This window comes from Proteiniclasticum ruminis DSM 24773 (assembly GCF_000701905.1).
GTDB lineage: Bacteria > Bacillota > Clostridia > Clostridiales > Clostridiaceae > Proteiniclasticum > Proteiniclasticum ruminis.
In genome coordinates, this window is the sequence record NZ_KL370832.1 from 246,366 (window position 1) to 269,433 (window position 23,068).

The window sequence follows — 23,068 nt, forward strand, 5'->3', positions numbered from 1 at the left end:
ACATAGGGTAAAAACCTTAATTGAAGAATAAAACGAGAAAAGCAGGGTTGGAGATATGAAGTAATATGCTTGATAAGTTAATATAGCATTTGTATAATGTATATAAGCAGATTTATGTGAAGCAAAGATTATTACATAAAAGGATGTAATTTACATGAAGCCAAAAGAAATACTATGTCAATGGATTGATGCATTTAACAATGCAGATACGGAAACTATTGTAAATTTATATGATGATAGCGCAGTAAACCATCAGGTTGCTAATGAGCCAGCTATTGGGAAAGAGGCTATAAAGAGAATGTTTGAACAAGAGTTTTCTCAAGCAAAAATGGTTTGTATTGTTGAAAATATTTTTGAAGATGGACAATGGGCAATTTTGGAATGGCGTGACCCATTAGGTTTGAGAGGTTGTGGTTTTTTTCAAATGGTAAATGATAAGATTGTATTTCAGAGAGGCTACTGGGATAAACTATCTTTCTTAAAGCAACACAACTTACCTATTGAATAAAACTGATATAATCATTATCTTAAGTAGTTCATATAATTCTTATATTGCGATCAAAGTATTATTTATAGTAGAATCGATAAATAGGAATTTATCGATCAGATTTTAATCAAGAATTATCTATATTTTGTGCAAGAGGTTACTAAATGAGGTCTAAAATTAAAAAAAATATTATGCCAAGAATTTTATTTGGAATTGGGATTGTACTATTAATGTGTTATTTCGGAGGAATATTTTATATTTACAATATTCAAGAGTATAACCCCTATACTTCTGCGGGGGCTGATCTTGATGCTCTAATTCAAAGCGTATTGTTTTTACCTCCAACTGCAATATGCTTGATATTATCTCTCATATTACATATAAAAACAAAAAAGTGAATCGCACTGTCTATTACGAGCATATATTACGAGGCTACAAATTCAAATTTACCGAAAGGAAGTAACATAAATGAATAATACACTAATTGTTTATTATTCGCTTTTTCAAAATACTGCGAATTTAGCATTAGAAATAGCAATTCAAACTGATGGGACTATAAGAGAATTAATTCCTGATAAGAATTATTCCTTTGACTATAATACTGCTGCTAAAGAAGTAAGAAATCAGATTTCTCGAGGATTTTGCCCAAAACTAATATCTGGGAATGAACCAATAGACGATTTTCAAACAATATTTATAGGGTCACCCAACTGGTTTAAAACATTAGCACCACCAATTATGAGTTTTCTTAAACGACATAATTTTGCAGGTAAAACAGTAATTCCTTTTTGTACCCATGGAGGTGGTGGATTTGGTCAAATTGAAAATGATATAGCTAAAGAGTGCCCAAAGTCCATACTTCTACCTGGTATTGCTGCAAACGGTACTGTTACATCGGAAGAGGTCACAAATTGGCTTAGGACAATTGGATACGGATTAAAATAAATTCTACATATTCGTTTTATTTTGAGAAAGGAAGGATACTATGCACAAAGAACATAATACAGCAAACGAAGGAAGTATTTAAAAAAATAGTATTTGTCTTTCATGTCATACCTCCATTTTTTATTGGTTATGACATGATTTTATGAGAGATCTTTCTGGACACCTACACGAACTGGGTATGTATCCACAGATTATTATTTACCAATATTCGGACAAGCCTCTTCAGCCAACCTGAAGACTTATCCACAAAGAAATGTATCCTTGAGAGTATGGATCTGGGAAGAGTGGACAGATCAACCCCAGAACCCTTATTGAGCACGGTATATACACCAATCAAACCACCCACCAGAGCGTCCGCTCTGTGATAGAACCAGCTTCTAATTCTGTGGATGGTGGATTCTTCTAGGGGAACCTCTTGAGTATCCTTCTCGATGATTTTCTCCAAGATCTCAGCTGCATGTATTTTATAAGGAACTAGGATATCAGATAATTCGTGGTGGATCTTCCCGCAAACGTTGTTAAGACATCTCATTCTTCGAATAACAAGGGTTTGTCTACTTCCAGTAGCTTCTATCACGTACCGCCTTCTAGACCTTATTATTTCAAGTTCTCCCATACAGATTGGGCATACACTTTTCTCCATACTCCTAACCAAAAACACTCTTTTCACTATTCCATTCCAATTCAAAGTTTGTTATAATTACCATGCTATTAAGTTAGTAAGGGACCCTTCCAAACACTCTGGGCAAACATGAGGTGGAAGGGTCTCTTTCTATTTCTCCTTAAGTATTCTTAAGGACAGTATATCCGTCTATTAACGAACAAACAACTCCGTCATATTTATGTCATTTCACGAGAGCAAAAACACAACCTACAGACTTGTCGTTTTTTTTATGTTCAAAATTCAGAAAGAGAGGGAAAAAGGGGTCATCAAGAGAAGCACACTCTTGGAGAACCTGCAGGAAAAGGGGTTCAGCGGACTTTATAATGATCCTCTGACTGTTTTTTTCTGTCAAAATATAAAAAATGATATTCTGATTTATGGTGTTAATGATTGTATTCAAATTAAAGACAGTAATATTATCCCCGTCATACCGTCAAAATATCACACAAAAGTTAACCTACAAGTGAGCGAAATATTGATAATTAGGTTAATTCAAGGTATAATCATAGTACTAAATAGTGAGGTGATGATGGATGTCAGCTATGATTATAAAAGAGTACAAAGAGCTTCTGCGCGAGAAGAATGAAATAGAGCAAAGACTTCCGTCCCTTCCTGAGGGATATATTTCCACGAAAACGATTAAAGGAAAACAATATTGCTATTTACAAAATAGAGTAGATGGAAAAATAACAAGCAAGTATCTAAAAGAAAATGAAGTTGATACGATAAAAGAACAAGTAGAACGTTGCAAGAAATATAAATCCGAACTTCCTAAAATTGAAGTACGCTTAAAAGAACTGGAACAAGCAGCCAAACTCATTGATAAAAGTATCGCCAGGCACCTTATTGTGCTCAAATTATCTTATGGTATGGATGCGCTAAGTAATGTACAAAAAGAACGTAGTGCATTATTTGCCAATGCACTAAATGCCATAGAGGGTGTATATGCTAGCAAAATTACGCAACAGAATATTGATAAGTGGAAGATTGGAGATGAATCTTTTATATCTATATTTCAAACCACATTAAATATGTACGGCTTTATGCCGGAGGTGTAAGATGAGGGATCCTTATTTATATGATGATGCAGATATATTAAAAAATCTTGCTAATATCAAAGACCCTGATTTATTAAGTAGAGCTGAGGCAGATATAACGAACATATCTATGCTTGCCATCTATAACCAATCCTATAGGGTTTTTGATACAAAAACTTTGCAAGATATTCACTTAAATGTTTTTGGACAAATATACGATTGGGCTGGTGAGTTCCGTACAATTCAACTTGCTAAATATGAAGATGTGCTGGGAGGAGATACGGTTAGATATACTTTCCCCAAACAGATCAAAAAAGAGCTTGATGTTGTAATGAAGGAAGTAAAGAAACTGAAAAGAACAGACAGCAATGATAATGATATCGTATTTCGCTTAGAGAGAATTATAGCTACAATCTGGCAGATACACCCCTTTAGAGAGGGAAATACTCGAACTTGTATTGTATTTGCTGTACTACTGTCAAAACACCTTGGCTTTGAAGTCAATCATGAGCTCTTTACAACCCATTCGGCTTATGTGAGAAATGCCTTGGTATGGGCATCTCAAGGAATGTATTCAAAACACGAATACCTTGAACGAATCTTTGTCGATGCAATATTAGGAGGTAGCCTTAATGAGGATGATGTTTCCGCTACTGTCGCTGGAAACTATGAAAGCATTGGTGGGTATAAGGTTAAAGATTATGTGGAGCGTCCTCATGAGTATGTGAAAGGAAAGTAAATGCTTGACAATCCCACAGCTAAAGCAATGGAATTCTTGGGTGATTAAACGCCAGTCTGTTTCTAGCAGACGAGTATGACCCCAAGCTAAGGGCATGCCGTTGCCCCTCCTAAGACAGAAGATTTTTGTAGGGACTAGAGGACTGTAGATATCGGTAAAGTGATAAAAACATCAGATTCACTGAACATTAGATACTAGTTACTTACAAGACTATTGAAAGATGACCAAGGTAGTGTTAATGATGTATAACTGAAGAAAGACAGACTGAAACTTCGATTTGCAAAGTCTTGACAATATCATGCATCGATATTACAATGTCGTTAGATGATATCGATGATGGATATTGAAAAGAGGTGAAGGTAAATGGCGAAAAAAGCCCTGGAAGGTCTTACGGAAAGCATGTTTTATGTGCTCATGGGTTTTTTGAGAAATGAGATGTGCGGAACGGATCTGGTGGAGTTTGCTTACAACAAAACTAAGGGACGGGTGAGCTTAGGTCCAGGAACGCTATACACCATCCTGGCACGTTTTGAGGAAGAGAAAATAATCAAAGAAACTGCTGTGGAGGGACGGAAAAGAACCTATCAAATTACAGAAAAAGGCATAGAGCTCTATAAGACGGAGCTGGCCAGACTAAAATTATGTGTCCTGGATGGAGAGAGTGAGGCTCTAAAATGAAACTGATTAGAAAATTTATGCCGGTAAATATATATGACATTGCAAAGACCCAGAGTTATTTGAAAGACATGTCGAAAATGGGCTATTTCATTAAAAAGATAGGCACCTTTGCTTACTTTGAAAAAGGAGAACCAGAGGAGAGGACCTACCGGTTGGAACCTCTCATGAAAAAAGAAGGAAGACCAAGCGAAGAAAAGCTTGAATATTATGAGGCGTGCGGATGGAAGTATGTATGCACCATTGCTTCTGCATTTCATCTGTATGAAACCAGTAAAGAAGACTTTGAAGAACTGCACACAGATCCTGTGACGCAAAGCTATGCTTTTCAGCGGCTGAATCAGAAAATGAGAGCAGCCTTTATGATAAGCCTGCTGCTGATTCCGATCACGATCTTTCAGCTCCTTCACTATTTCTTCTTATCAGATACCCCTGTGCTCAATGCCGTGAAATATGGAAGTGGCACCTATACGCTTCTCATGGTTCTGGTGACGTTTGTCATGGGAAGGGAAATCTTTGAGAACCGCAAAAAATTGAGGTTTCTACTGAGAAATCTCCAGACAGGCAGAGAGATGGTGCAAGAAGAACACTATCAGCTAACATATACCCCCTACATCTTTCATACGATGATTGTGGTCCTCTCCATTCTCTTAATTATCATGAATGTCAGTATTCTTTTTACCGGATGGGAAAAAAAGCTCGCTGCTTATGGTGAAGACATGCCTGCCCTAAGGCTTTCTGATATAGAAGATCATAATAACTTTGAGATCGACGACCAGTATAGAAGAAGCAATCTCATTTCCTATGATGCTGGAGAACTGGCAGCCAGTGTCTATGAAATCAGTGAAAGTGGCATCATAAAAGAGAAGATGTGGAAGGACCAGTCTGGTGTATACTCTCCAGATATAAGAACTGAGTTCTATAAGCTGAGACTGAGTTTTCTCGGGGAAAGGCTGCTCAGAGATCTGATCATAGATGCACTGGACTTTCACCGGTATGAATCTTTTACGTTTGAAGAACTTTTGGAGACCAGATTTGATCAGGCGGTGACCATCAGAGTGAAAGAGACCCAGATGTTCTTTGGAAGACTTGGAAAAAAGGTAGTCTATGTGAACTACCATGGCTACAAGGATTTGACGGAGCACTTGGATGAACTCTTTGATAAGATAAGCACATTCAACTGATACGATGGATCATCATGTAAGAAGAATATAAATAGAACGATTCGAAACACTAGCCCATAAGGAGGTTCCCCATGGCACAGGATCACCATCATCATCACAATAAACAGAAGAACATAAAGGCAGCGTTTCTCCTAAATCTGTCCTTTACGGTCATAGAAATCATAGGAGGCCTGTGGACCAACAGCATGGCCATTTTATCTGATGCGGTCCATGATCTGGGGGATGCTATTTCCTTGGGAAGTGCCTGGTATCTGGAACGGTACGCCGACAAGAAACCGGATGAAAAGTATTCCTTTGGCTATGCCCGTTTTTCTCTTCTTTCCGCCTTGCTGAACAGCCTGATCCTGGTTGGTGGCTCGGTGCTGGTTCTTGTGCGATCCATCCCAAGGATCCTCAATCCCCAAGAGGTGCATCCGGAAGGTATGCTGGTTTTTGCCATACTGGGGATCCTCATTAATGGCGCAGCGGTGCTTAAGATGAGAAGCGGGACATCACTCAATGAGAAAGCAGTCTCATGGCATCTCCTGGAAGATGTCCTGGGGTGGGCGGTGATCCTTGTGGGCAGCATCATCCTGCTGTTTTTTGATGTGCCTGTCATCGATCCACTGCTCTCTGTTTTTATCACCCTCTATGTGCTGTTCAATGTTGGTAAGAATATCAAACAGATTCTTCATATTTTGCTTCAAGGTGTACCACAGATGTATTCCATCGTGGAGATTGAGAACGAGCTTAAAGAAAATACGGAAGCTGTCTCCGTACATCATACGCACCTGTGGTCCTTGGAAGGAGAAAAGATGCTGCTCAGTACCCATGTGGTGGTGCCTGAAATGATGGAAAATAAGGATATCATGAAACTCAAAGAGTCTGTGAGGTCACTTCTATACAAGAAAGGCATAGAGCACATCACCATAGAAATTGAATATCCAGAAGAGAAGACAGACAGATGCTTAAAGGGAGAAGACGGAGATAGAACGTAAGAGGTATTCCACCAAGTTGTGTTCTTTATCATGAGACTGCCACAACTTTTCGAATGGATAAGAAAAAAGAAAAGAGAAAAGGAATATCTTCTGGTTTGAATAAAGGTCTTGTTAACTATATCATCATTCTCTATCATAATAAGTATATAGCCATAGATCGGCAGTCTTCCATGTGAAGGGCAAAGTCCATCAGAGGTGACAGGTTTTTGTAGTTCTATATCAAATATCAGAGAGAATCTCGGATACATTAAATTTGATAAAAAATAGAATCTTAACAGAGAAAGGCAGGTCCATCATGACTGAGACCATCAAAAAAAGAGCAGCCATACTACTACTTTGTGCCATTGCCGCAGCTTCACTGTTTTATGTATCGACCCTTCCAGGAGAGTTTCTCATCACTTCAAGAAGCAGCATGGATGTAGAGAGCCATGATTTTTCTGAGACGATATTGTTAGGAACAGGGATAACTTGGACTGGACTTTGGAAGCCCACGATTCTTGAGGTGGATTTTCTAGGAGAAGATCATTTCTTCAAGGGGCAGGAAGAGCTCACTTTTGATCTGTTCATCGATGAAGACAGACATATCGGGTCTATCTCAGAAGAGAATCTGATCCCTGCCCATCCGTTACAAGAGGTGAAGAACTTCAAAATGAAAGAGAAATATATGAATCTTATTGTTCGAATGAGTCGGAAAGAGGATCAGATGTTTTTAAACAACGTAAGAAGTATCCGGATCCACTATTCTATATTTGGCATCAGAAAAAGCAGAATCATGGACTTCATTGAGGAAGTGTAAAGTAAAAGAAAAAATCCTTGGAAACACCGAGCCTATCGCCGGCAGTTCCAAGGATTTTTATTCTTACAATGTTTATCTAAGCTAGAGAATCACGCCATCCCCCCGTAAGAAGGCAATCTCTTCTTTGTAAAGATTTGTTTTTTTATCCAGCCACGGAGTTTCAAGGATCACAGGTTTCCCTTTTGCCACTTCATGATGGACGATGTACTTCAGTGCTTCTGCACCAATCTGGTCTTTTCCTTTGGGGTTGTCCTCCAAAGCGCCAATGTTTGCATGACGGTCCTTTCTGGCACCTCTTTTGTTTAAGGATCCATTGATATGGAAAACCTTCAAGCGGTCCAGACCAATGATCTCGTCAAACTCTTTTATGACACCATCAAAATCATTTATAATATCATAGCCGCTGTCATGGGTATGGCAGGTATCAAAGCACACCCCCAGTTTATCTTTATGTTCCACCAGCTCGATGATTTTTGCAAGCTCTTCAAAATTTCTTCCGATTTCCGTTCCTTTTCCGGCCATGGTCTCCAGGCAGATGAAGGGCTCTGTATCTTTGTCCAGTACCATATTAAGCCCTTCGGCAATCTTATGGATACCATAGTCCACATCCATATCTGTGAACGCACCTGGATGAAGCACCATATACTTGGAGCCTAAAGCCGTGGTCCTATCCAGCTCAATCTTCAGGAAATCCGTGGCCAGATTGAAGATTTCGGGCTTATAGGATGCCAGATTGATGATATAGGGGGCATGGACCACGAAGTCCGACAGATTGTGCTCTTTCATATAGGCATAGCCTTCCATGATTTTCATGGATTCAATGGGAGACCTTCTGGTGTTCTGAGGTGCGCCTGTATATATCATAAAGGAAGAGGCACCATAGCTCTGTGATTCCTTTGCGGCACCGATAAGGCCATCCTTGATTGAGACGTGGGATCCGATTTTCATTTGCATAATTCCTCCTGAGTTCTTCTATACCAACAGTATACCTCAAAAAATGAATTTTGTGTTATTGAATTACATGCTATTTATGTAACAGGAACAGAATCTTTAGCTTTTATTCTGTTCTTTACTGCCCATAGATTGGAGGAGAATGTTTTTCGTGGGAATCTCTTTCGTTCTTTTGCCATGTTGATATCTGATGAAATGGTGCGATAATAATAGTATAAACCTTGAAGGGTGTTTGAAGTCCTAGCATATCCTGTTTGGGGAACCATCAAGTATTCGTACGAATAAAAGATCTTATTCTTTTTATTTTTACAACTTGTTCTCTGACCTAGACTGTATTGTGGGACTGATTCACTGATTCAGTAAATAAATATTAAATCAAAAAAGGAGCGGATGAAAAATGTCAGCAAAAAAGAAATTCACGGTAGAAGAAGCAAGGGAGTATGGAGAAAGGCTCGGCATCGATTGGAAAAGGTTTGACGTGGAGGAGTTCCGTGTAGGCATGGATGTGGAGCTGGAACATGGCAGAGCAGATGATCTCACCAATGTGACCAATGACGACCCCCTTACCACCGCAAAAATAGCCTTGGCACATCTTAATGAGTTCCCGGATTATTATACAAGGCTCATGAAGATGGAGAAAGAAGCGGAAGCCTACTGGGAAGGAAAATAGATAAGAGATCTGCACTAAAGTGATGCAATAGCACATAACAAAGAGGTTTGGAAAGTGCGGTTTAAAGACTAAAGATAAAGAAAAGAGAAGGGGTGGAATACCAATGAAGAAAAATGAACTGTCTCAGTACTTGGACGAGAAGGCGGAAGAGCTGTTTTCTATTTCGCAGGACCTCTATAATTATCCAGAGATTTCTGGCAAGGAGAAACAATCCTCTGAAAAGTTTAAAATGCTTCTGAAAGAACAGGGATTCCGTATCCATGAGTTTCCAGAAGAAGAACTGAAGTATGCATTTTATGCAGAATATGGAAAAGGACACCCGGTGGTAGGGTTTCTTGGGGAGTATGATGCTCTGCCAGGGCTCTCTCAGAAAGGGGGAAGCATGGTGAAAGAAGCAGTGGGCGCTTCTGAACCAGGACACGCCTGCGGTCATAACCTCATTGGAACCAGCGCCTACGCCAGTGCCCTTGCCGTAAAAAAATATCTGGAGGACACAGGCAAGGAAGGGACAGTGAGATTTTATGGATGTCCCCAGGAAGAGCTTCTGGATGGCAAAGTGCTCATGGCGAAGTATCATGCATTTGATGGCTGTGACGCTGCTTTTTCGTACCATCCATGGAATGCGAATCTTCCGGTGTATCAAGGTTTTCTTGCCATGAACAATCTGAAATTTCATTTTACAGGAATCTCCTCCCATGCAGGACAGGCACCGGAGCAGGGCAGAAGTGCCCTGGATGCGGTGGAGCTTGCCAACATGGGCGTCAACGTCATGAGAGAGCACGTTATAAGCTCTGCAAGGATCCACTATGTCATCACAAACGGAGGAGAAGCCCCCAATATCGTACCAAAAGAAGCTTCCTCCTGGTATTATGTGAGAGCGCCTCACAGAAGGGATGTGAATGAGATTACAGACCGCGTCCTGAATTGCCAGAAGGGTGCTGCTCTTATGACAGATACGACCCTATCGTATGAGAAGGTGGGAGGCTGCTATGAGATTCTTCCAAACCAAGTACTTTTTCAGCTGGCCCATCAGAACTTCCATGAAATGGAGATGAGTCCCTATACCGAAGAAGAAAAAAATCTTGCGAAAGCTCTCTCCATATCGCTGCCAGAAGAGCAGCTGAAAAAGGACCGGGAAGTCCTGGGCATGGAGACTGAAGGAAGCTACATCCATAAAGAGACCTTATCCATAGAGGCAGCCAAGAGCTACCCCATTTCAGGTTCTTCTGATATTGGAGATGTCAGCTGGCTCATGCCGTTCAGTGCAATCTTTACAGCAGCCTGGCCCCTGGGCGTCAATGCCCATACTTGGCAGTCCGCCTCTGCTTCTGGAAGCTCCCTGGGGCAAAAGGGCATGCTCTATGCAGCAAAGATCATGGCAGGGATGGCGGTGGATCTCATGGAAAAACCGGAGATTCTTCGGGAAGCGCAAGAGGAGTTCAGAAGTCGTACAGAGGGAAATCCTTATGTCAGTCCCTTGGGGTAGTGGATGGACACCATAGTCGAAAGTACCAGTTAAAATCATATTTAATATAGCAATCGAATCTAAGAACTGGAGTGGAAAGCGATGCAAAATATTGTCATCACAGGGAGTACCCGTGGGATTGGATTGGCCATGGCCATAGCGTTTTTGAAGAAGGGGTGCCAAGTGACTCTTTCAGGCCGTGGTGAAGAACTTGCACCTTCTGTAAAAGAGCAGCTGAAAGAGTTTGAAAAGAGCTGCCACTATGTATGCTGCGATGTGACAAAAAAAGACAGTGTAGAGAATCTCTTTGAGGAATCCAAGAAGAAATGGGGCAGCGTGGAGATCTGGATCAACAACGCGGGACGGAATACGCCCCATGTGTTTTCCTGGGAGACTGGAAAAGAATATACAGACAGTGTGATTCTCACCAACCTTCTGGGGATGGTCTATGGCAGTCAGGTTGCAGCCAAGGGAATGCTGTTGCAGGGCCATGGGGCCATTTACAGTATGGAAGGCCTGGGTTCCAACAAGATGATCCAGGTGAAGACCATTCTGTATGGCACCACAAAATCTGCTCTGACGTATTTCATGAAAGGCCTCGCGAAAGAGCTGGAAGGTACGGGAGTGATCGCAGGCAGACTCTCACCAGGTATGATGCTCACGGATTTCATTACAAAGATGCCAGATGGGGGCACTGCAGAGCTTTTACAGAATAAAGAGTTCAAAAGGATTTTCAACATCCTTGCGGACAAACCGGAAACCGTCGCAGAGTTTTTCATACCCAGGATCCTCACCAACAGAAAAAATAACGCAAGAATCACCTGGCTCACTGGAAGAAAATCTGCCTGGAGGTTCATGCAGGCGCCGTTTCGTAAAAACAGACTCATATAAGAAGCATCAGATCATCGTGCCATTTTAACATGAAAGAAAAATGCATTGGTTTCTGGTAATGAAACGCCGAGGGAAAGGATAAAATATGAAGAGAGCAGATGTGACTGTAAGAAGACCAAAGAAAGAAGAGATTTTCCAAATAGAGGAGTTTATGAGAGGTGTTCTCGTGGATACCTATATAAGAGAACAGATAGATGAGACGATGTATGACCTTCAAGAGGAGCTGGCCACAAAAAAGGCGTATCTGGCCTCCTATTTTGAAAGTGATGGTAAGGACCGCTATTTTTTAGTGGCAGTTTCTGGTAACAAAATTGTAGGCACCATGGAGTTTGGGGTGCAGAGCACCCTCCTTAAAGAGCTGACAAAGGAGGAACTGAAAGAAGTGCCGGAAATGGGCACCGCTTTTGTCCATCCGGATCATCAAGGTCAGGGTATAGCCTCAACGCTCTTGGAAGAGCTAAAAAGAGAAATGAGAAGTCGAGACATCAGGGAGTTTTGCCTCGACAGCGGATATCAAAGAGCCCAGAGAATCTGGAAGAGGAAATTTGGTCCACCTCGGTATACTTTTGAGAATTACTGGGCTGAAGGCGTTTCTCATGAAATCTGGATTGTGAAGATCTGAAGAAGACAGAAATAGTAGTTTTTAGAGGAGAGCTGACGTTTCTGAAGCTTTGGTGCCAATGAGCATGCTGCTGCAGCTGGCCTGAGAGTCCGTGGTTTCGGCCATGTTTGACAGAAGGATCTGATATTTGTATTACTTGTGAAGAGTCTTTGAAGGAGACCGTAGACGAAATGATATGTGATTTAGCAATCTCTGGTTACCTCGATGCTCTTCTTTTTGAAGACTGGAGAGAATTGAAAACTTGAGTAAGAAGCAAGGAGAGTGATCATAAATGATGATTCAGGATTTTTGGCATCGATTCTTAGTTGAAAAGCGTTTGCCCCAAGATAATACATACTTTGATTGTTTTCATTTTGAGCTCACAGAGAAATGGGCAGAGGAGCTTCTTCGTTTGGTTCTCTGTGATCAGAAAAAAGCCACGGCCAGCAGTCTCTACGCTTATGAGAAGGAAAATCTGAGGCTTCCGGAAGTGGGAGATTTCAGCATTGTCACAAACTGGGCGGGGGAGCCCAAATGCGTGATCCGGACAAGTAAAGTACGGATTCTTCCATTTCGTGAAATGACCTATGACATCTGCAAGCTGGAGGGAGAGGATGATACTCTGGCGTCCTGGCAGAGGGGCCACCAAAGGTTTTTCACAGAAGAAGGTAAGGAACTGGGGTATGAGTTTACAGAAGACCTGCCCGTGGTTTTTGAGGAGTTTGAAGTAGTTTATAAAGAAGCATAAGGAAGAAGCGCAAAATCAAAGATAGATATTTTGCGCTTCTCTTTTATTGGAACTAGGGTGGTTGAAACATTCGATAATGAAAGAAAAGTAGTTATACTTAAAATGAAAGGAAGGAACCGCGTCCCATTCGATAAAAACTGTATTGAAATTCAAAAAGCTCTACTTTTTATCTTTCAGTACGGTAAGGGTTTGCTATACTGTAACTATCTGAATCTTAAAGGGAGATGATGTTGTGGAGTTTAGATCATTGAAACATGTGACGCTGATGGAGATACACGAAGCTTTTGTGGATGCCTTTTCCGACTATCAGGTAAAAATTGACCTACCTTTCTCAAAGTTCCATCATATGATGAATAGAAGAGGATTTTCACCAGAACTCTCCTTGGGTGCTTTTTCTGATGGCAGGCTTGTGGGATTTATTTTAAACGGACATCGAAGTTTTCAAGGGAGGAAGACCGTGTATGATATGGGTACCGGTGTTGTGAAAAGCCATCGAAGGCAAGGGATCACCACGAGGATCCTGAAGGAGCTGGAACCTGTCTTGAAAAACAGCGGTATGGAGCAGTACCTGCTGGAAGTGCTTCAGGAGAACACCTCCGCTTATGATCTGTATCTGAAGCAGGGGTTTCAGGTGACAAGAAGTTTTCTTTGCTATCGTATTCCAAAGGACAAGGCAACGTGCCAGAAGACCCAGGAAGTGCAGCGCCTGTCCTTAGAAAACCTTGAAGAGATGAAAGCGTTCTGGGATTTTATCCCATCCTGGCAAAACTCCATCGCGTCCATAGAAGCTGTGAAAGAGACCTTCTGCTTCTCCGTGGTGATGGAGGAGGAGAAGGTGGTGGGATACGGGCTCATTGATAAGCTAACAGGTGATATTCCGCAGCTGGCTGTGAATAAGAGCCATCGGGGACAGGGCATCGGGGGCAGCATCCTTCAGGATCTTCTTCTTCAGACGGAAGCTTCACATGGGATACTACTTAATGTAGAAGAAGGGGCAGGAAGCATGGATCAATTTCTAAAAGCCTGTGGCGCTGAAAATACTGTAAACCAGTTTGAGATGGTGAAGATGATATAGATATAAAGCTGTTCGTCAAGACTTTCAGGAAGTGTAAATTTTTGGAAAGCAATCACGCATCAATCTGAGCTATATTAAGCCACTCGAAAAGGATGGAGGAGAGGCCCGTGTCAGATTTTTCAAAAGGAGTAGAAAGCTATAAAGAAGTCTTGAAGGCGTACAATGTGCAAGAAATCTACAAAGAGATTATTCTCTACATGAGATCCTTACGCCAGGATTTCCTAAAAGGGGATAAGAGCTTCAGGATAGGCGGTCTCTATGAAGGGCTCATGGACATGACCTATTTTTCCATTGCCACCGACATGCTCCTTCAGAAGAAGCTGAAGCTGGCCCTGGTTTTTGTCCATGGAAAAGGAAGCCTGGAGCTGTGGATATCTGGTCAGAACCGGGAAGTGATGAAAAAGTACCGGACTTACTTTTCTGTGGATTCTGGATTTTCTTCCCCAGCTTTTCATGAAAAAGACAATGAAGATGCTCTCCTGGAGTTTACTTTGGCAGAGGGAAAAGATCTGCCGGAGAAAGAGGATGCCTATGAGGCAGTTGCACCGATGGTGTATAATATCCTGGAACAGATGGAGAAGCAGTTAGAAAATCTGGACTGATCTTTTCGGCATCAAAGTTACAGAAGACAAGCCCATTACAGAACAGGCACCAAAGATCCCTTGCATTCCACAATAATGCAAGGGATCTTTGAATGTATAAGATTATGTCTCAGGAGTTTTCGGGTCGCTGCCACATGTTTTGGACTATTTTAGGATGAGGATTAAATTCAATTTTTGATATATGTCAATTAATTCGCATAGGAAAAAGGTATACTCATAGAGGATTCAAAGCATCTATTATTGAGAGAAGGTAAAATTATGAGCAAAACCTGCAACTTAAACTGTGGCAGCTGTTCTGAGGATTGTGGGGAGTGGAAAGCAGACCCACAGGACTTTAGAGAAGCACTTCATGCCATGAGCAGTGTGAAAAAAGTCATCGGCATTGTCAGTGGCAAGGGTGGGGTAGAAAAATCCTTGTGACCTCACTCTTGGCCGTCACCAAGAACAGAATGGGCTATCAGTCCGCAATTCAGGATGCGGACATCACGGGTCCCTCCATACTCAAAGCATTTGGTTTAAAGGAAAAGGCACCTGTTACAGAAATTGGGTACTTTCTGTAACCACAAAAACAGGCATTGATGTCATGTCCAACAACCTCTTTTGGAGAAGGAGACAGATCCGGTGCTCTGGAGAGATATTGACTACATGTTTGTAGATATGCACCCAGGAACGGGTGATGTGCCGTTGACAGTATTCCAGTCCATCGCCTTGGAAAGCATCATCTGGATGTGCTTGCAAAAATGCCCATAGACCCTCTGATCTCAGAGCACTGTAACAGAGGGTCCATTGAAGAGTATGTGGCCAAGTGGCTCTATCCTGTGGCAAGAATCATAGAATAACCGAGTAGTGAGAAGGGAAGCGGTCAGTGCTTCCTTTTTTGCAGTCAAATGAAACATGGGAGTAAAAGGTCCATGGACTTCCCTCCAAGCCTTGTGTAGAATGAGAGTAATAGAGAAAGAAGGAGAAAAGCATGAGAGAAGAAACCAACAACGCCTACCGTTTTATCAGAGCTTATAATGAGCTGGACCATTTCATGGACTTGAAACTGAACCGGGACAGCAGATACAATTCCTACTATCAGAGAATCATTGAGCTGTCCAAAAGAGACAGCACGTTCAGAAAACACAAGCTGATCCTCCATTCCTTTGGGGAGCTGAGAAATGCCATTGTCCATGATTTTGGCAGGGACAATATGGAAATCATTGCTGAGCCTCATCTGAAACAGGTGGAGCTTTTTGAAAGGATCCTTCGAGAAGTCATGGATCCTCCTAAAGCCTTGGATACTATAGCCGTACGTTTTAAAAATCTTTATACGGCTTCCATGGAAGCGCCTGTTCGAGAAGTGATGACAAACATGACCAGAGAAGGATTCTCCTATGTTCCCGTGATGGAGGAAGGGAGGATGATTGGTGTATTCAGTGATGAGACCATCTTTCAGTATGTGAGACAGGAGGGATTTGTAGATATCCGGAAAGAATTCAGGCTGAAGGATCTGGCATCCTATCTTACAGTAGAAGCCCATGAGAAAGAAACTTTCCAATTCGCCTCCAGAAAAGAGTCTGTGGCGGATCTTGAAGAAAGACTGGTGAATACTTCTAAAGGAGAAAAGAGACTGGAAGTGGTTTTCCTGACAGAAAACGGCAGACCTGAAGAAAAACTCCTCGGTATGGTCACAGTATGGGATCTGGCAAAAGGAAGTTTCCAAGAAAGTGAAGAGGAATCTTCAAGAAAATAACAAAGGATGGAAAAAACAGTTGAGAACAGAAAATCTTGAGTATACATCAACCAGAAAAAAAGGAGAAAGAATCCCGCTTCTCATAGACTGTGATCCGGGCATCGATGATGCCATGGCGCTCATGGTGGCTAGAGCATCGGAAGGTTTTGAGCTGAAGGGCATAACGTCGGTCTCTGGAAACCTGGATATTGAAACCACCACAAAAAATATTGAGCTTTTTGCCAAAGTTCTAAAGTTAAACGCTGTACTTGCCAGTGGCGCTTCTGAGCCTCTTGTGAAAGGAAAGTTCTCGGCAGAAGAAGTCCATGGGAGCGATGGGCTGGGTGGCGCTTCCAGTCTTTTTGGCGTTTCATTGTCGGGAGACCGAGTGCAGCAAAATGCAGTAGACACCATGCGGAAGCTTCTCCTGGAAGAGGAGAGAAAAACAGCCATTGTTGCCATAGGACCTCTGACCAACATTGCGCTGCTTCTAAAAATATATCCGGAAGTGAAAGAAAAGATCCGCGTCATCAGCATCATGGGGGGAAGCCTTGAAGGAGGCAATGTCACGCCTTTAAGTGAATTCAATTTTTATGTGGATCCTGAAGCTGCTTCCATCGTCTTTCAAAGTGGTGTCCCTTTGATCCTCTCAGGCCTGCATATGACGGTGGATGCAACCATTACGGAGGAAAATCTGGAAGAAATCAGAAATCACTCTGGCGTTCTGGGAGTTCCAGCAGCCGAAATGTTAAAGACCTACCCAGGGACTGCGCATCCACTTCATGACCCTTGCGCAGTGCTTGCTCTGTCTCATCCAGAGATCTTCACCTATGAGGATCTAACGGTGCACATTGACACCAGAGAAGGGGATTCACAAGGCATGAGCTATAAAGATGAAAGACCTTGGGTGAAAAAGGAGACAAACTGCAGAGTCCTTTTGAAGATCCATCAGGAGAAATTCAGGAGACTTCTTGTGGACACTTTGGCTTTCTGATCATTAGGAGAACATAAAAAAACTCTGAGGTTCTATCCTCAGAGTTTTCAGTACTGGTGTTAGAAAAATTTCACTCGGTCTTCCAGGGGCAGGAACGCTTTGGCGGAAGGTTCTGACATAGGGGTGCCAAAAGGCATCTGGGCGATGAGCTTCCAGCTGGAAGGAATCTGCCACTCTCTCTTCACATCTTCTTCTATGAGCTCTGTATAGTGCTGCAGAGAAGCGCCGAAGCCTTCGGTCTCCAGTGTGTTCCAGACGATGAACTGGCTGATGCCGCTGGCCTGATGAGACCAGACTGGGAAGTTGTCCTTATAGAGCTCAAACTGTTTCTGCAGGGATGTGATGACCTCCATATCCTCATAAAAGAGGACGGTTCCGTACCCATTCTTGAAAGAATCGATTTTATCGCTGGTTGCTTGGAACTGTTCTGAAGGAACAATTTTCCGCAGCGCATCTTTTGTCAGGTCCCATAGCTTGTCATGCTGATTCTTTGTCAGGACCACCACTCTTGTGCTTTGAGAGTTCATCGCAGAGGGGGTATGTTTCACTGCTTCCTCTATGAGGGCTTTCAGTCTTTCGTCTGAGATGGGACTCTCATCCTTGATTCCATAATAGCTTCTTCTTTTTGCCACTGAGGCAAGAAAATCGTTGTTCATTTTAATGTTCTCCTGTCATTTATTCCCGCAAATTACATTGCGTGTTATTTTATCTTATACAATATATTATACTGGATCTTTTTGTTTTTTCAAGTGAAAAGGGCTGTATAACTGGTTTCTGTCCTCTCTTTCCCAGTTTTACAAATGGAAAGGGTTACTTTTGCAAAGGCGCTAGCAGAAGACGGAACGCTCCTCAATATCAGCATACAAATTCTATGAAGTAGAGAACATAAGGGATTCCATCGGATTCATGGTACACACAGTGAATCTAAACTGGATTCACACAAAGACCCTATGGAACAGATATTTATACCGCGCTGTATGATAAAATAATAGATATTGATCTAGTGAGGCGCGAAGAGCCTGGAAGAGAAGTGAAAAGTATGAAGGTTGGTATTTTTATCGGTGCAGTGCTGTTCGTGGTGCTGTATGTCATTTCAATAATTTATATTAGCAGAAGGATTCAGGAAGGTTTTTCTGGGGTGCTGCCGGAAAAGTCCAGATGGGTTCTGTATATGGTCATGGCGGTACTGGCATTTTCCTTGGTCTTCGGCATGATGCCTGTTTCCTATGGGGTGAAGCGGATTTTCAGCACAATGGGTGCTTATTTCATGGGGTTTTATGCCTATGCTCTGATGCTGTTTCTTGTGAGAGACGGTGTGTTTCTAATTGGAAAACTCCTGAAAATCAAAGGGGATTTCGATGGAATGAAGCTGCTCAGCACCTCTTCTGTGATGATCACTGTCCTTTCACTGGCGCTTGTTGTTTATGGCACGGTTCATGCCGGGAACATCAAGACGGTGTCCTATGAAGTGGACTCCTATGCGCAAAGTCTTCCAGAAAAGATGAAAATTGTTCTTCTGAGCGATCTGCATCTGGGAGCGGTGGGCAGCGAGAAAAGGCTGCCGGAAATCATAAAAAAGGTCCAAGCAGAAGAGCCGGACCTGGTGCTCCTCTCTGGAGATATTTTTGATGATGACTTTATGCTTTTGAGAGATCCTCAAAAAGCAATAAAACTGTTTCAGGGAGTAGCGCCCACTTACGGCATCTATGCCTCTTTGGGGAACCATGATGGCGGAAAAACCTTTCCTCAGATGCTTCAGTTTTTAGAAGAAAGCGGGATCACTGTGCTCCTGGAACAGCATCAGGTGGTTGCGGATTCCTTTGTCATCCTGGGAAGACTGGATCCTTCGCCCATCGGCGGATTTGGCGGGGATGAGAGACAGGAAACAAAAGAGGTCCTTTCTGCCCTGCCGGAAGGTCTGCCGGTTATTGTGCTGGACCATACACCCTCCCATGTGGAGCAGTATGGCAAGGAGGTGGATCTTGTGCTGTCAGGTCATACCCACAAAGGACAGATCTTCCCTTTCCAGCTAGGCACAAAGCTTCTCTTTGACGTGGATTACGGTTTTTACAAGAGAAATGAGGAGGCTCCAGCATATATCGTCACATCTGGTGCAGGCACCTGGGGACCGCCCATGAGAATTGGTACGAACAGTGAAATAGTCCGCATAACACTCCAAAGAGTGAAATAGTTTGGAAAGGAGGATCTTACATGAAAGAACTTTTTATTGGATTTGGCGTACTGATTCTTTATTTTCTCTGTGCTGCGTCCGCAGCGCTTTTACTACGGAATATCATCAGACTGCCTAAGGAAGTATTCAGAAAGATTCTTCATTTTATTCTTCTAGGATCGGTATTTGTCTTTACTGAAGCTTTTCAACATCCTTCGGTGGCAGCTCTTGCGTCGGCGTTCTTTGCCCTCTTGCTGTATCCAGTGCTTCAGGTGCTGGAGAGGGTTCCTGGATACTCTGATCTTCTCACAGAGAGGGGACACGGTGAAATCAAAAGAAGTCTGCTTCTGGTGTTTTTCATGTTTTCTTTTATCCTTCTTCTTTGCTGGGGAATCCTCGAAAGGAAGTATCTTGTCCTCGCTTCAGTGCTGGCTTGGGGCGTTGGAGATGCAGCCGCGGCTCTTTTTGGGAAAAAGTTCGGAAGAATCCGTTTGAGAGGAAGAGGGCTCAGCGGGGAGAAGACACTGGAAGGCTTTTTGGCCATGTTTGTCTTCTCTTTCGTAGCTGTTTTCACTGTTTTTCTTCGCCACCAGCCGGATCTTGCCATTGGCTATGGGCCTCTAGCCTTCGTCACTGCAGGGGTCACTGCGGTGGTGGAGCTCTATTCTATGGATGGCATGGATACGGTGACTTGCCCCCTTGCAGCGGCTGTTACAATGATTCCGTTGACGGTATTTCTGGGAGGATGAGATGAAAAAGAGTAAGCAGGGAGAAGGAACGCTTCTCCTATCGGTGATTCTCAGTGCGCCAGGACCGATCATTCTGGCTGCAGCACTTTTGTATGGAAGATCCTCCACACAGATGGCTGACTTTATAAGGAGAACTCTGGAATTTTTGGCTCTTGTGGTATCTTATGCGGTTTTCCGCTATATGGCTAGAAAGAACCTCATGGACAGGGAAAAAGATCAGCTGCAGAAAATTGCAGATCTGTTTGTGGGCGGATCCATGTGCTTGTCCGGACCTGTGATTCTTTTTCTTTCTATCTGGTCCTTCGGACAGGAAAAGGGGAATGTGGTGCCTGGCTTAGTCATTGCTCTTTTAGGTGTCCTTGCCAATGGAATCTTTACTTTGCGGTATGGAGTTCTTTATCAGAAAGAGGCTCATGCCATTTTCTTCATCCAGAGAAAACTCTATCAGGCGAAGTTTCTGGTGGATCTTGCCATCACAGGATCTCTGGCTCTGGTGCTCTTCTATCCTGGAAATAAAGGAACAGACTGGACGGATTTTTTAGGATCTCTTCTGGTATCCTGTTATCTTCTTTATAGCGGCTATAAGATCATCGTAGGAAAAAGTTCTGAAGAACCATTTTAAATAGAAAGATTCCTAGGGAAAGCGCAAGCATCGGGCATGCGCTGGATGCTTTTTTACAATGTTTATTAAATTTCGGGTTCTCATCCGGTATTCACAAAGCTTTCATACATATGCGGATGAAAAATGGTAGAATATAATATCGATAGCTACTGTTTATTGTATTTGGGTGATTACTTTTATTTTTGTAGGTTGATGTAGAGGTGGAACATGTCCAGAAAGAACTCTCCAGAACTACTGGTTTTGGCTTTTCTAGTTTTCCTTATGATGATTTCTGTTTTTCTAGGCGTCTCCTATAAAGACAGAAAAGCGCAGCTTGAGACCACCGTAGAGCCCCTTATTTTTCTTGGCAATGATTCCTTGGCGCCGATTCTCTTTGAAGAGGATGGCACCAGTAAGGGGGTGGTGGCAGACATCACCAAAGAGCTCTCCAAGAAAATGGGAATGCCCATCAAGGTGGAGCTGATGAAGTGGGATGAAGCCCAGACCCTCTTTTTATCGGGATACGGAGATGCGCTTCTTCAGATAAACCGCACCGAAGATCGGGAAAAAGTGTACGGATTTTCCTCTCCGCTTCTCATATCTGAATTTGCTCTCTTTGTCCGATATGGAGACCGACGGATCCGGGGACTAGAAGATCTGACTGGTAAAACCGTTGGTATACAAGCTATGGGGTATATTTCATCAGTTCTTGAAGAGATGGAGAATGTGGAGGTGAAAGCCATGAAGGATCTGGCGTCTGGTTTCTTGTCCCTTGAAAAAAGAGAACTGGATGCCATCATTTTGGACCGATGGATTGGCGCCTATGAACTGGCGAGAAGCCGAGCTGGCGGAATCTCTATATTAAGCAGCACTGTTAGAGAGGAGACCTCCCACATTGCAGTGCGGAAAGAGAATACAGCCCTTCTTGAAAAAATAAACGATGGATTGAGACAGATGGATCTGGACGGGTCCATGGAGAAGATTCTTTACAATTGGCAGGGGAAGAAAATCCGATATGTCACAGAAGACCACTATATGAACCTTCTTCTCACAGGAATGGTCTGGGTGATGATTGTTCTTCTGGCGGGTGCGGTATACAGCGTGAGCAAATTCAGGAACCTTTCCGTGCAGCTGAAAGAAGACGTTGAAAATAGAACCAGAGACCTGGAAGAAGCGAAGAAGAAACTGGAGGAAGTCAATGGAGAGCTCCTTCTACAGTCATTGCTGGATCCACTCACGGGCATACCCAACCGACGGTATTTTGGGGAAGTCTTTCATCGGATTTTCGAGAAAAGTATTGCTGAAAAGAAGCCTTTGGCTCTCCTCATTCTGGATATCGACAATTTCAAAGAGTTCAATGATACCCATGGACATCTGACTGGCGACAGGTGCCTGAAAAAAGCAGCAGAAACAATCAGGAGATTCTCTGAAGAAAAAGGTGGCTTTGCCGCCAGATACGGTGGAGAAGAATTTGTGGTGATTCTGGAGAAGACGGCGGAGGAAGCGCAAAGCTTTGGCTTGAAACTCCTGAATCTCATTGAAAAGGAAGAAATAGAGGCCGGAGAAAAGAAAACGCACATAACGGTGAGTGTTGGTTTTTCCAGCTTGTCCCTTCAGTTTCAAAGTACGGAGGACATGTTTCATGCAGCGGATGAAGCACTGTATCAGGCGAAAGAATCCGGGAAAAATCAGATGATCTGTTATGGGGAACCACTGGACTTCATAGATCATGAAGGAGGATATCAACATGGCTGAAAGAATAAGACTGACGAGTGATGAAAAAGAAAAACTGATGGAAATTCTTAAAAAGAGATTTGAAAGCAATATGTACCGTCATCGAAACATGAAGTGGGAAGAGGTGATGGATGCACTTCTATGGAGAGAAATTAATATAGAGTCGCTTTCTCTGATGGAAGCAACAGGTGGGGAACCGGATGTGATGGCCTTTGATGACAGAGCTGGTGAAGTGGTCTTTGTGGATTTTGCCAAAGAAAGTCCAGCGGGGAGAAGAAGTCTCTGCTATGATACGGAAGCTTTGGAAAAGAGAAAAGCGAACAAACCTCAAAACAGCGCCATGGGTCTTTCGAAGGAGATGGGGATCAAGCTGCTCACAGAAGAAGAGTATAGAAAACTTCAGGAGATCGAGAAGGTGGATCTAAAAACGTCCAGCTGGGTGAAAACTCCGGAAAAAATCCGTAATCTTGGAGGAGCTCTCTTTTGTGACCGGAGATACGATGCGGTGTTCACCTATCATAATGGAGCAGATTCCTATTATGGATCCAGAGGATTTCGGGGAAAATTGGTGATTATGAGAACCTGATGGTTGTAATTTA

Annotated in this window: 30 protein-coding genes; 27 read left to right on the forward strand and 3 right to left on the reverse strand. The window is 42.7% G+C overall.

Features of this window, described 5'->3' with window-relative positions; translation table 11 throughout:
- The first annotated feature begins 154 nt into the window (after positions 1 to 154).
- The 3 genes from T487_RS0114250 (at position 155) to T487_RS0114260 (ending at position 1,432) form a co-directional block, all read left to right on the forward strand.
- A complete protein-coding gene (locus tag T487_RS0114250; protein ID WP_031577809.1) occupies positions 155 to 508 on the forward strand; it encodes a nuclear transport factor 2 family protein in 354 nt (117 codons plus the stop codon).
- 143 nt (positions 509 to 651) lie between these two features.
- Positions 652 to 885 (forward strand): hypothetical protein, encoded by a 234-nt coding sequence (locus tag T487_RS0114255; RefSeq protein WP_051651751.1) that lies wholly within the window; start codon positions 652 to 654, stop codon positions 883 to 885.
- 70 nt (positions 886 to 955) lie between these two features.
- Positions 956 to 1,432: a flavodoxin gene (locus tag T487_RS0114260; RefSeq protein ID WP_031577811.1), complete on the forward strand. Its 477-nt coding sequence runs from the start codon at positions 956 to 958 to the stop codon at positions 1,430 to 1,432.
- A gap of 163 nt (positions 1,433 to 1,595) precedes the next feature.
- On the opposite strand, the gene T487_RS0114265 is transcribed toward T487_RS0114260, so the two are convergent.
- Positions 1,596 to 2,075 (reverse strand): DUF6431 domain-containing protein, encoded by a 480-nt coding sequence (locus T487_RS0114265; protein ID WP_036909580.1) that lies wholly within the window; start codon positions 2,073 to 2,075, stop codon positions 1,596 to 1,598.
- A gap of 250 nt (positions 2,076 to 2,325) precedes the next feature.
- On the opposite strand from T487_RS0114265, the gene T487_RS16580 reads away from it, so the two are divergent.
- The 7 genes from T487_RS16580 to T487_RS0114305 all read left to right on the forward strand — a co-directional run bounded on the left by T487_RS16580 (position 2,326) and on the right by T487_RS0114305 (position 7,504).
- Positions 2,326 to 2,682 (forward strand): hypothetical protein, encoded by a 357-nt coding sequence (locus T487_RS16580; protein WP_162178267.1) that lies wholly within the window; start codon positions 2,326 to 2,328, stop codon positions 2,680 to 2,682.
- The gene (locus T487_RS0114275; protein ID WP_031577814.1) at positions 2,630 to 3,154 is read left to right on the forward strand and encodes a DUF6788 family protein; all 525 of its coding nucleotides are present in this window, start codon (positions 2,630 to 2,632) and stop codon (positions 3,152 to 3,154) included. The genes T487_RS16580 and T487_RS0114275 overlap by 53 nt, the downstream gene beginning before the upstream one ends.
- A 1-nt stretch (position 3,155) precedes the next feature.
- A complete protein-coding gene (locus T487_RS0114280) occupies positions 3,156 to 3,872 on the forward strand; it encodes a Fic/DOC family protein (protein ID WP_051651752.1) in 717 nt (238 codons plus the stop codon).
- Between the two features lie 363 nt (positions 3,873 to 4,235).
- The gene (locus T487_RS0114285; protein WP_031577816.1) at positions 4,236 to 4,550 is read left to right on the forward strand and encodes a PadR family transcriptional regulator; all 315 of its coding nucleotides are present in this window, start codon (positions 4,236 to 4,238) and stop codon (positions 4,548 to 4,550) included.
- Entirely contained in the window at positions 4,547 to 5,731 is a 1,185-nt protein-coding gene (locus T487_RS0114290; RefSeq protein ID WP_031577817.1) for a DUF2812 domain-containing protein, read from the forward strand. The genes T487_RS0114285 and T487_RS0114290 overlap by 4 nt, the downstream gene beginning before the upstream one ends.
- A gap of 71 nt (positions 5,732 to 5,802) precedes the next feature.
- Positions 5,803 to 6,708 (forward strand): cation diffusion facilitator family transporter, encoded by a 906-nt coding sequence (locus T487_RS0114295; protein ID WP_031577818.1) that lies wholly within the window; start codon positions 5,803 to 5,805, stop codon positions 6,706 to 6,708.
- A 253-nt stretch (positions 6,709 to 6,961) separates the two neighbouring features.
- The gene (locus T487_RS0114305) at positions 6,962 to 7,504 is read left to right on the forward strand and encodes a hypothetical protein (RefSeq protein WP_031577819.1); all 543 of its coding nucleotides are present in this window, start codon (positions 6,962 to 6,964) and stop codon (positions 7,502 to 7,504) included.
- Positions 7,505 to 7,585: 81 nt separating this feature from the next.
- Here the strand turns inward: T487_RS0114305 and T487_RS0114310 are convergent, their stop codons facing one another.
- On the reverse strand, positions 7,586 to 8,458 hold the full coding sequence (locus tag T487_RS0114310; protein WP_242848070.1) for a deoxyribonuclease IV: 873 nt from the start codon (positions 8,456 to 8,458) through the stop codon (positions 7,586 to 7,588).
- Between the two features lie 394 nt (positions 8,459 to 8,852).
- On the opposite strand from T487_RS0114310, the gene T487_RS0114315 reads away from it, so the two are divergent.
- The 12 genes from T487_RS0114315 (at position 8,853) to T487_RS0114365 (ending at position 17,215) form a co-directional block, all read left to right on the forward strand.
- Positions 8,853 to 9,125 (forward strand): DUF5661 family protein, encoded by a 273-nt coding sequence (locus T487_RS0114315; RefSeq protein ID WP_031577821.1) that lies wholly within the window; start codon positions 8,853 to 8,855, stop codon positions 9,123 to 9,125.
- Positions 9,126 to 9,228: 103 nt separating this feature from the next.
- Positions 9,229 to 10,611, forward strand: coding sequence for an amidohydrolase (locus T487_RS0114320; RefSeq protein WP_031577822.1), 1,383 nt, complete (start codon positions 9,229 to 9,231; stop codon positions 10,609 to 10,611).
- Between the two features lie 81 nt (positions 10,612 to 10,692).
- The gene (locus tag T487_RS0114325; protein ID WP_031577823.1) at positions 10,693 to 11,481 is read left to right on the forward strand and encodes an SDR family NAD(P)-dependent oxidoreductase; all 789 of its coding nucleotides are present in this window, start codon (positions 10,693 to 10,695) and stop codon (positions 11,479 to 11,481) included.
- 85 nt (positions 11,482 to 11,566) lie between these two features.
- Complete coding sequence (locus T487_RS0114330) at positions 11,567 to 12,103, forward strand: GNAT family N-acetyltransferase (protein WP_031577824.1); 537 nt, start codon at positions 11,567 to 11,569, stop codon at positions 12,101 to 12,103.
- Positions 12,104 to 12,374: 271 nt separating this feature from the next.
- On the forward strand, positions 12,375 to 12,830 hold the full coding sequence (locus tag T487_RS0114335; protein WP_031577825.1) for an ASCH domain-containing protein: 456 nt from the start codon (positions 12,375 to 12,377) through the stop codon (positions 12,828 to 12,830).
- A gap of 232 nt (positions 12,831 to 13,062) precedes the next feature.
- The gene (locus tag T487_RS0114340) at positions 13,063 to 13,905 is read left to right on the forward strand and encodes a GNAT family N-acetyltransferase (RefSeq protein WP_031577826.1); all 843 of its coding nucleotides are present in this window, start codon (positions 13,063 to 13,065) and stop codon (positions 13,903 to 13,905) included.
- A gap of 107 nt (positions 13,906 to 14,012) precedes the next feature.
- Positions 14,013 to 14,507, forward strand: coding sequence for a DUF7000 family protein (locus T487_RS0114345; protein ID WP_031577827.1), 495 nt, complete (start codon positions 14,013 to 14,015; stop codon positions 14,505 to 14,507).
- Positions 14,508 to 14,765: 258 nt separating this feature from the next.
- Positions 14,766 to 14,927: a hypothetical protein gene (locus T487_RS16825; RefSeq protein WP_479725068.1), complete on the forward strand. Its 162-nt coding sequence runs from the start codon at positions 14,766 to 14,768 to the stop codon at positions 14,925 to 14,927.
- Complete coding sequence (locus tag T487_RS16830; protein ID WP_479725069.1) at positions 14,924 to 15,067, forward strand: hypothetical protein; 144 nt, start codon at positions 14,924 to 14,926, stop codon at positions 15,065 to 15,067. The genes T487_RS16825 and T487_RS16830 overlap by 4 nt, the downstream gene beginning before the upstream one ends.
- Before the next feature lie 97 nt (positions 15,068 to 15,164).
- On the forward strand, positions 15,165 to 15,257 hold the full coding sequence (locus tag T487_RS16835) for a hypothetical protein (RefSeq protein WP_479725070.1): 93 nt from the start codon (positions 15,165 to 15,167) through the stop codon (positions 15,255 to 15,257).
- A gap of 220 nt (positions 15,258 to 15,477) precedes the next feature.
- Positions 15,478 to 16,242, forward strand: coding sequence for a CBS domain-containing protein (locus T487_RS0114360; protein ID WP_031577828.1), 765 nt, complete (start codon positions 15,478 to 15,480; stop codon positions 16,240 to 16,242).
- A gap of 19 nt (positions 16,243 to 16,261) precedes the next feature.
- Entirely contained in the window at positions 16,262 to 17,215 is a 954-nt protein-coding gene (locus T487_RS0114365) for a nucleoside hydrolase (RefSeq protein WP_143004596.1), read from the forward strand.
- Positions 17,216 to 17,274: 59 nt separating this feature from the next.
- On the opposite strand, the gene T487_RS0114370 is transcribed toward T487_RS0114365, so the two are convergent.
- A complete protein-coding gene (locus tag T487_RS0114370; protein WP_031577830.1) occupies positions 17,275 to 17,871 on the reverse strand; it encodes a nitroreductase family protein in 597 nt (198 codons plus the stop codon).
- 383 nt (positions 17,872 to 18,254) lie between these two features.
- Between T487_RS0114370 and T487_RS0114375 the strand changes: the two genes are divergently transcribed.
- The 5 genes from T487_RS0114375 to T487_RS0114395 all read left to right on the forward strand — a co-directional run bounded on the left by T487_RS0114375 (position 18,255) and on the right by T487_RS0114395 (position 23,055).
- Positions 18,255 to 19,406, forward strand: a complete 1,152-nt coding sequence (locus T487_RS0114375) for a metallophosphoesterase (protein ID WP_031577831.1) — start codon at positions 18,255 to 18,257, stop codon at positions 19,404 to 19,406.
- A gap of 20 nt (positions 19,407 to 19,426) precedes the next feature.
- Positions 19,427 to 20,134: a diacylglycerol/polyprenol kinase family protein gene (locus T487_RS0114380; protein WP_031577832.1), complete on the forward strand. Its 708-nt coding sequence runs from the start codon at positions 19,427 to 19,429 to the stop codon at positions 20,132 to 20,134.
- Position 20,135: 1 nt separating this feature from the next.
- Positions 20,136 to 20,756, forward strand: a complete 621-nt coding sequence (locus T487_RS0114385) for a cation efflux transmembrane domain-containing protein (protein ID WP_031577833.1) — start codon at positions 20,136 to 20,138, stop codon at positions 20,754 to 20,756.
- A gap of 207 nt (positions 20,757 to 20,963) precedes the next feature.
- The gene (locus T487_RS16105; protein ID WP_031577834.1) at positions 20,964 to 22,490 is read left to right on the forward strand and encodes a GGDEF domain-containing protein; all 1,527 of its coding nucleotides are present in this window, start codon (positions 20,964 to 20,966) and stop codon (positions 22,488 to 22,490) included.
- On the forward strand, positions 22,483 to 23,055 hold the full coding sequence (locus T487_RS0114395) for a DUF4256 domain-containing protein (protein ID WP_031577835.1): 573 nt from the start codon (positions 22,483 to 22,485) through the stop codon (positions 23,053 to 23,055). Before T487_RS16105 ends, T487_RS0114395 begins: the two co-directional genes overlap by 8 nt.
- Positions 23,056 to 23,068 lie beyond the last annotated feature (13 nt).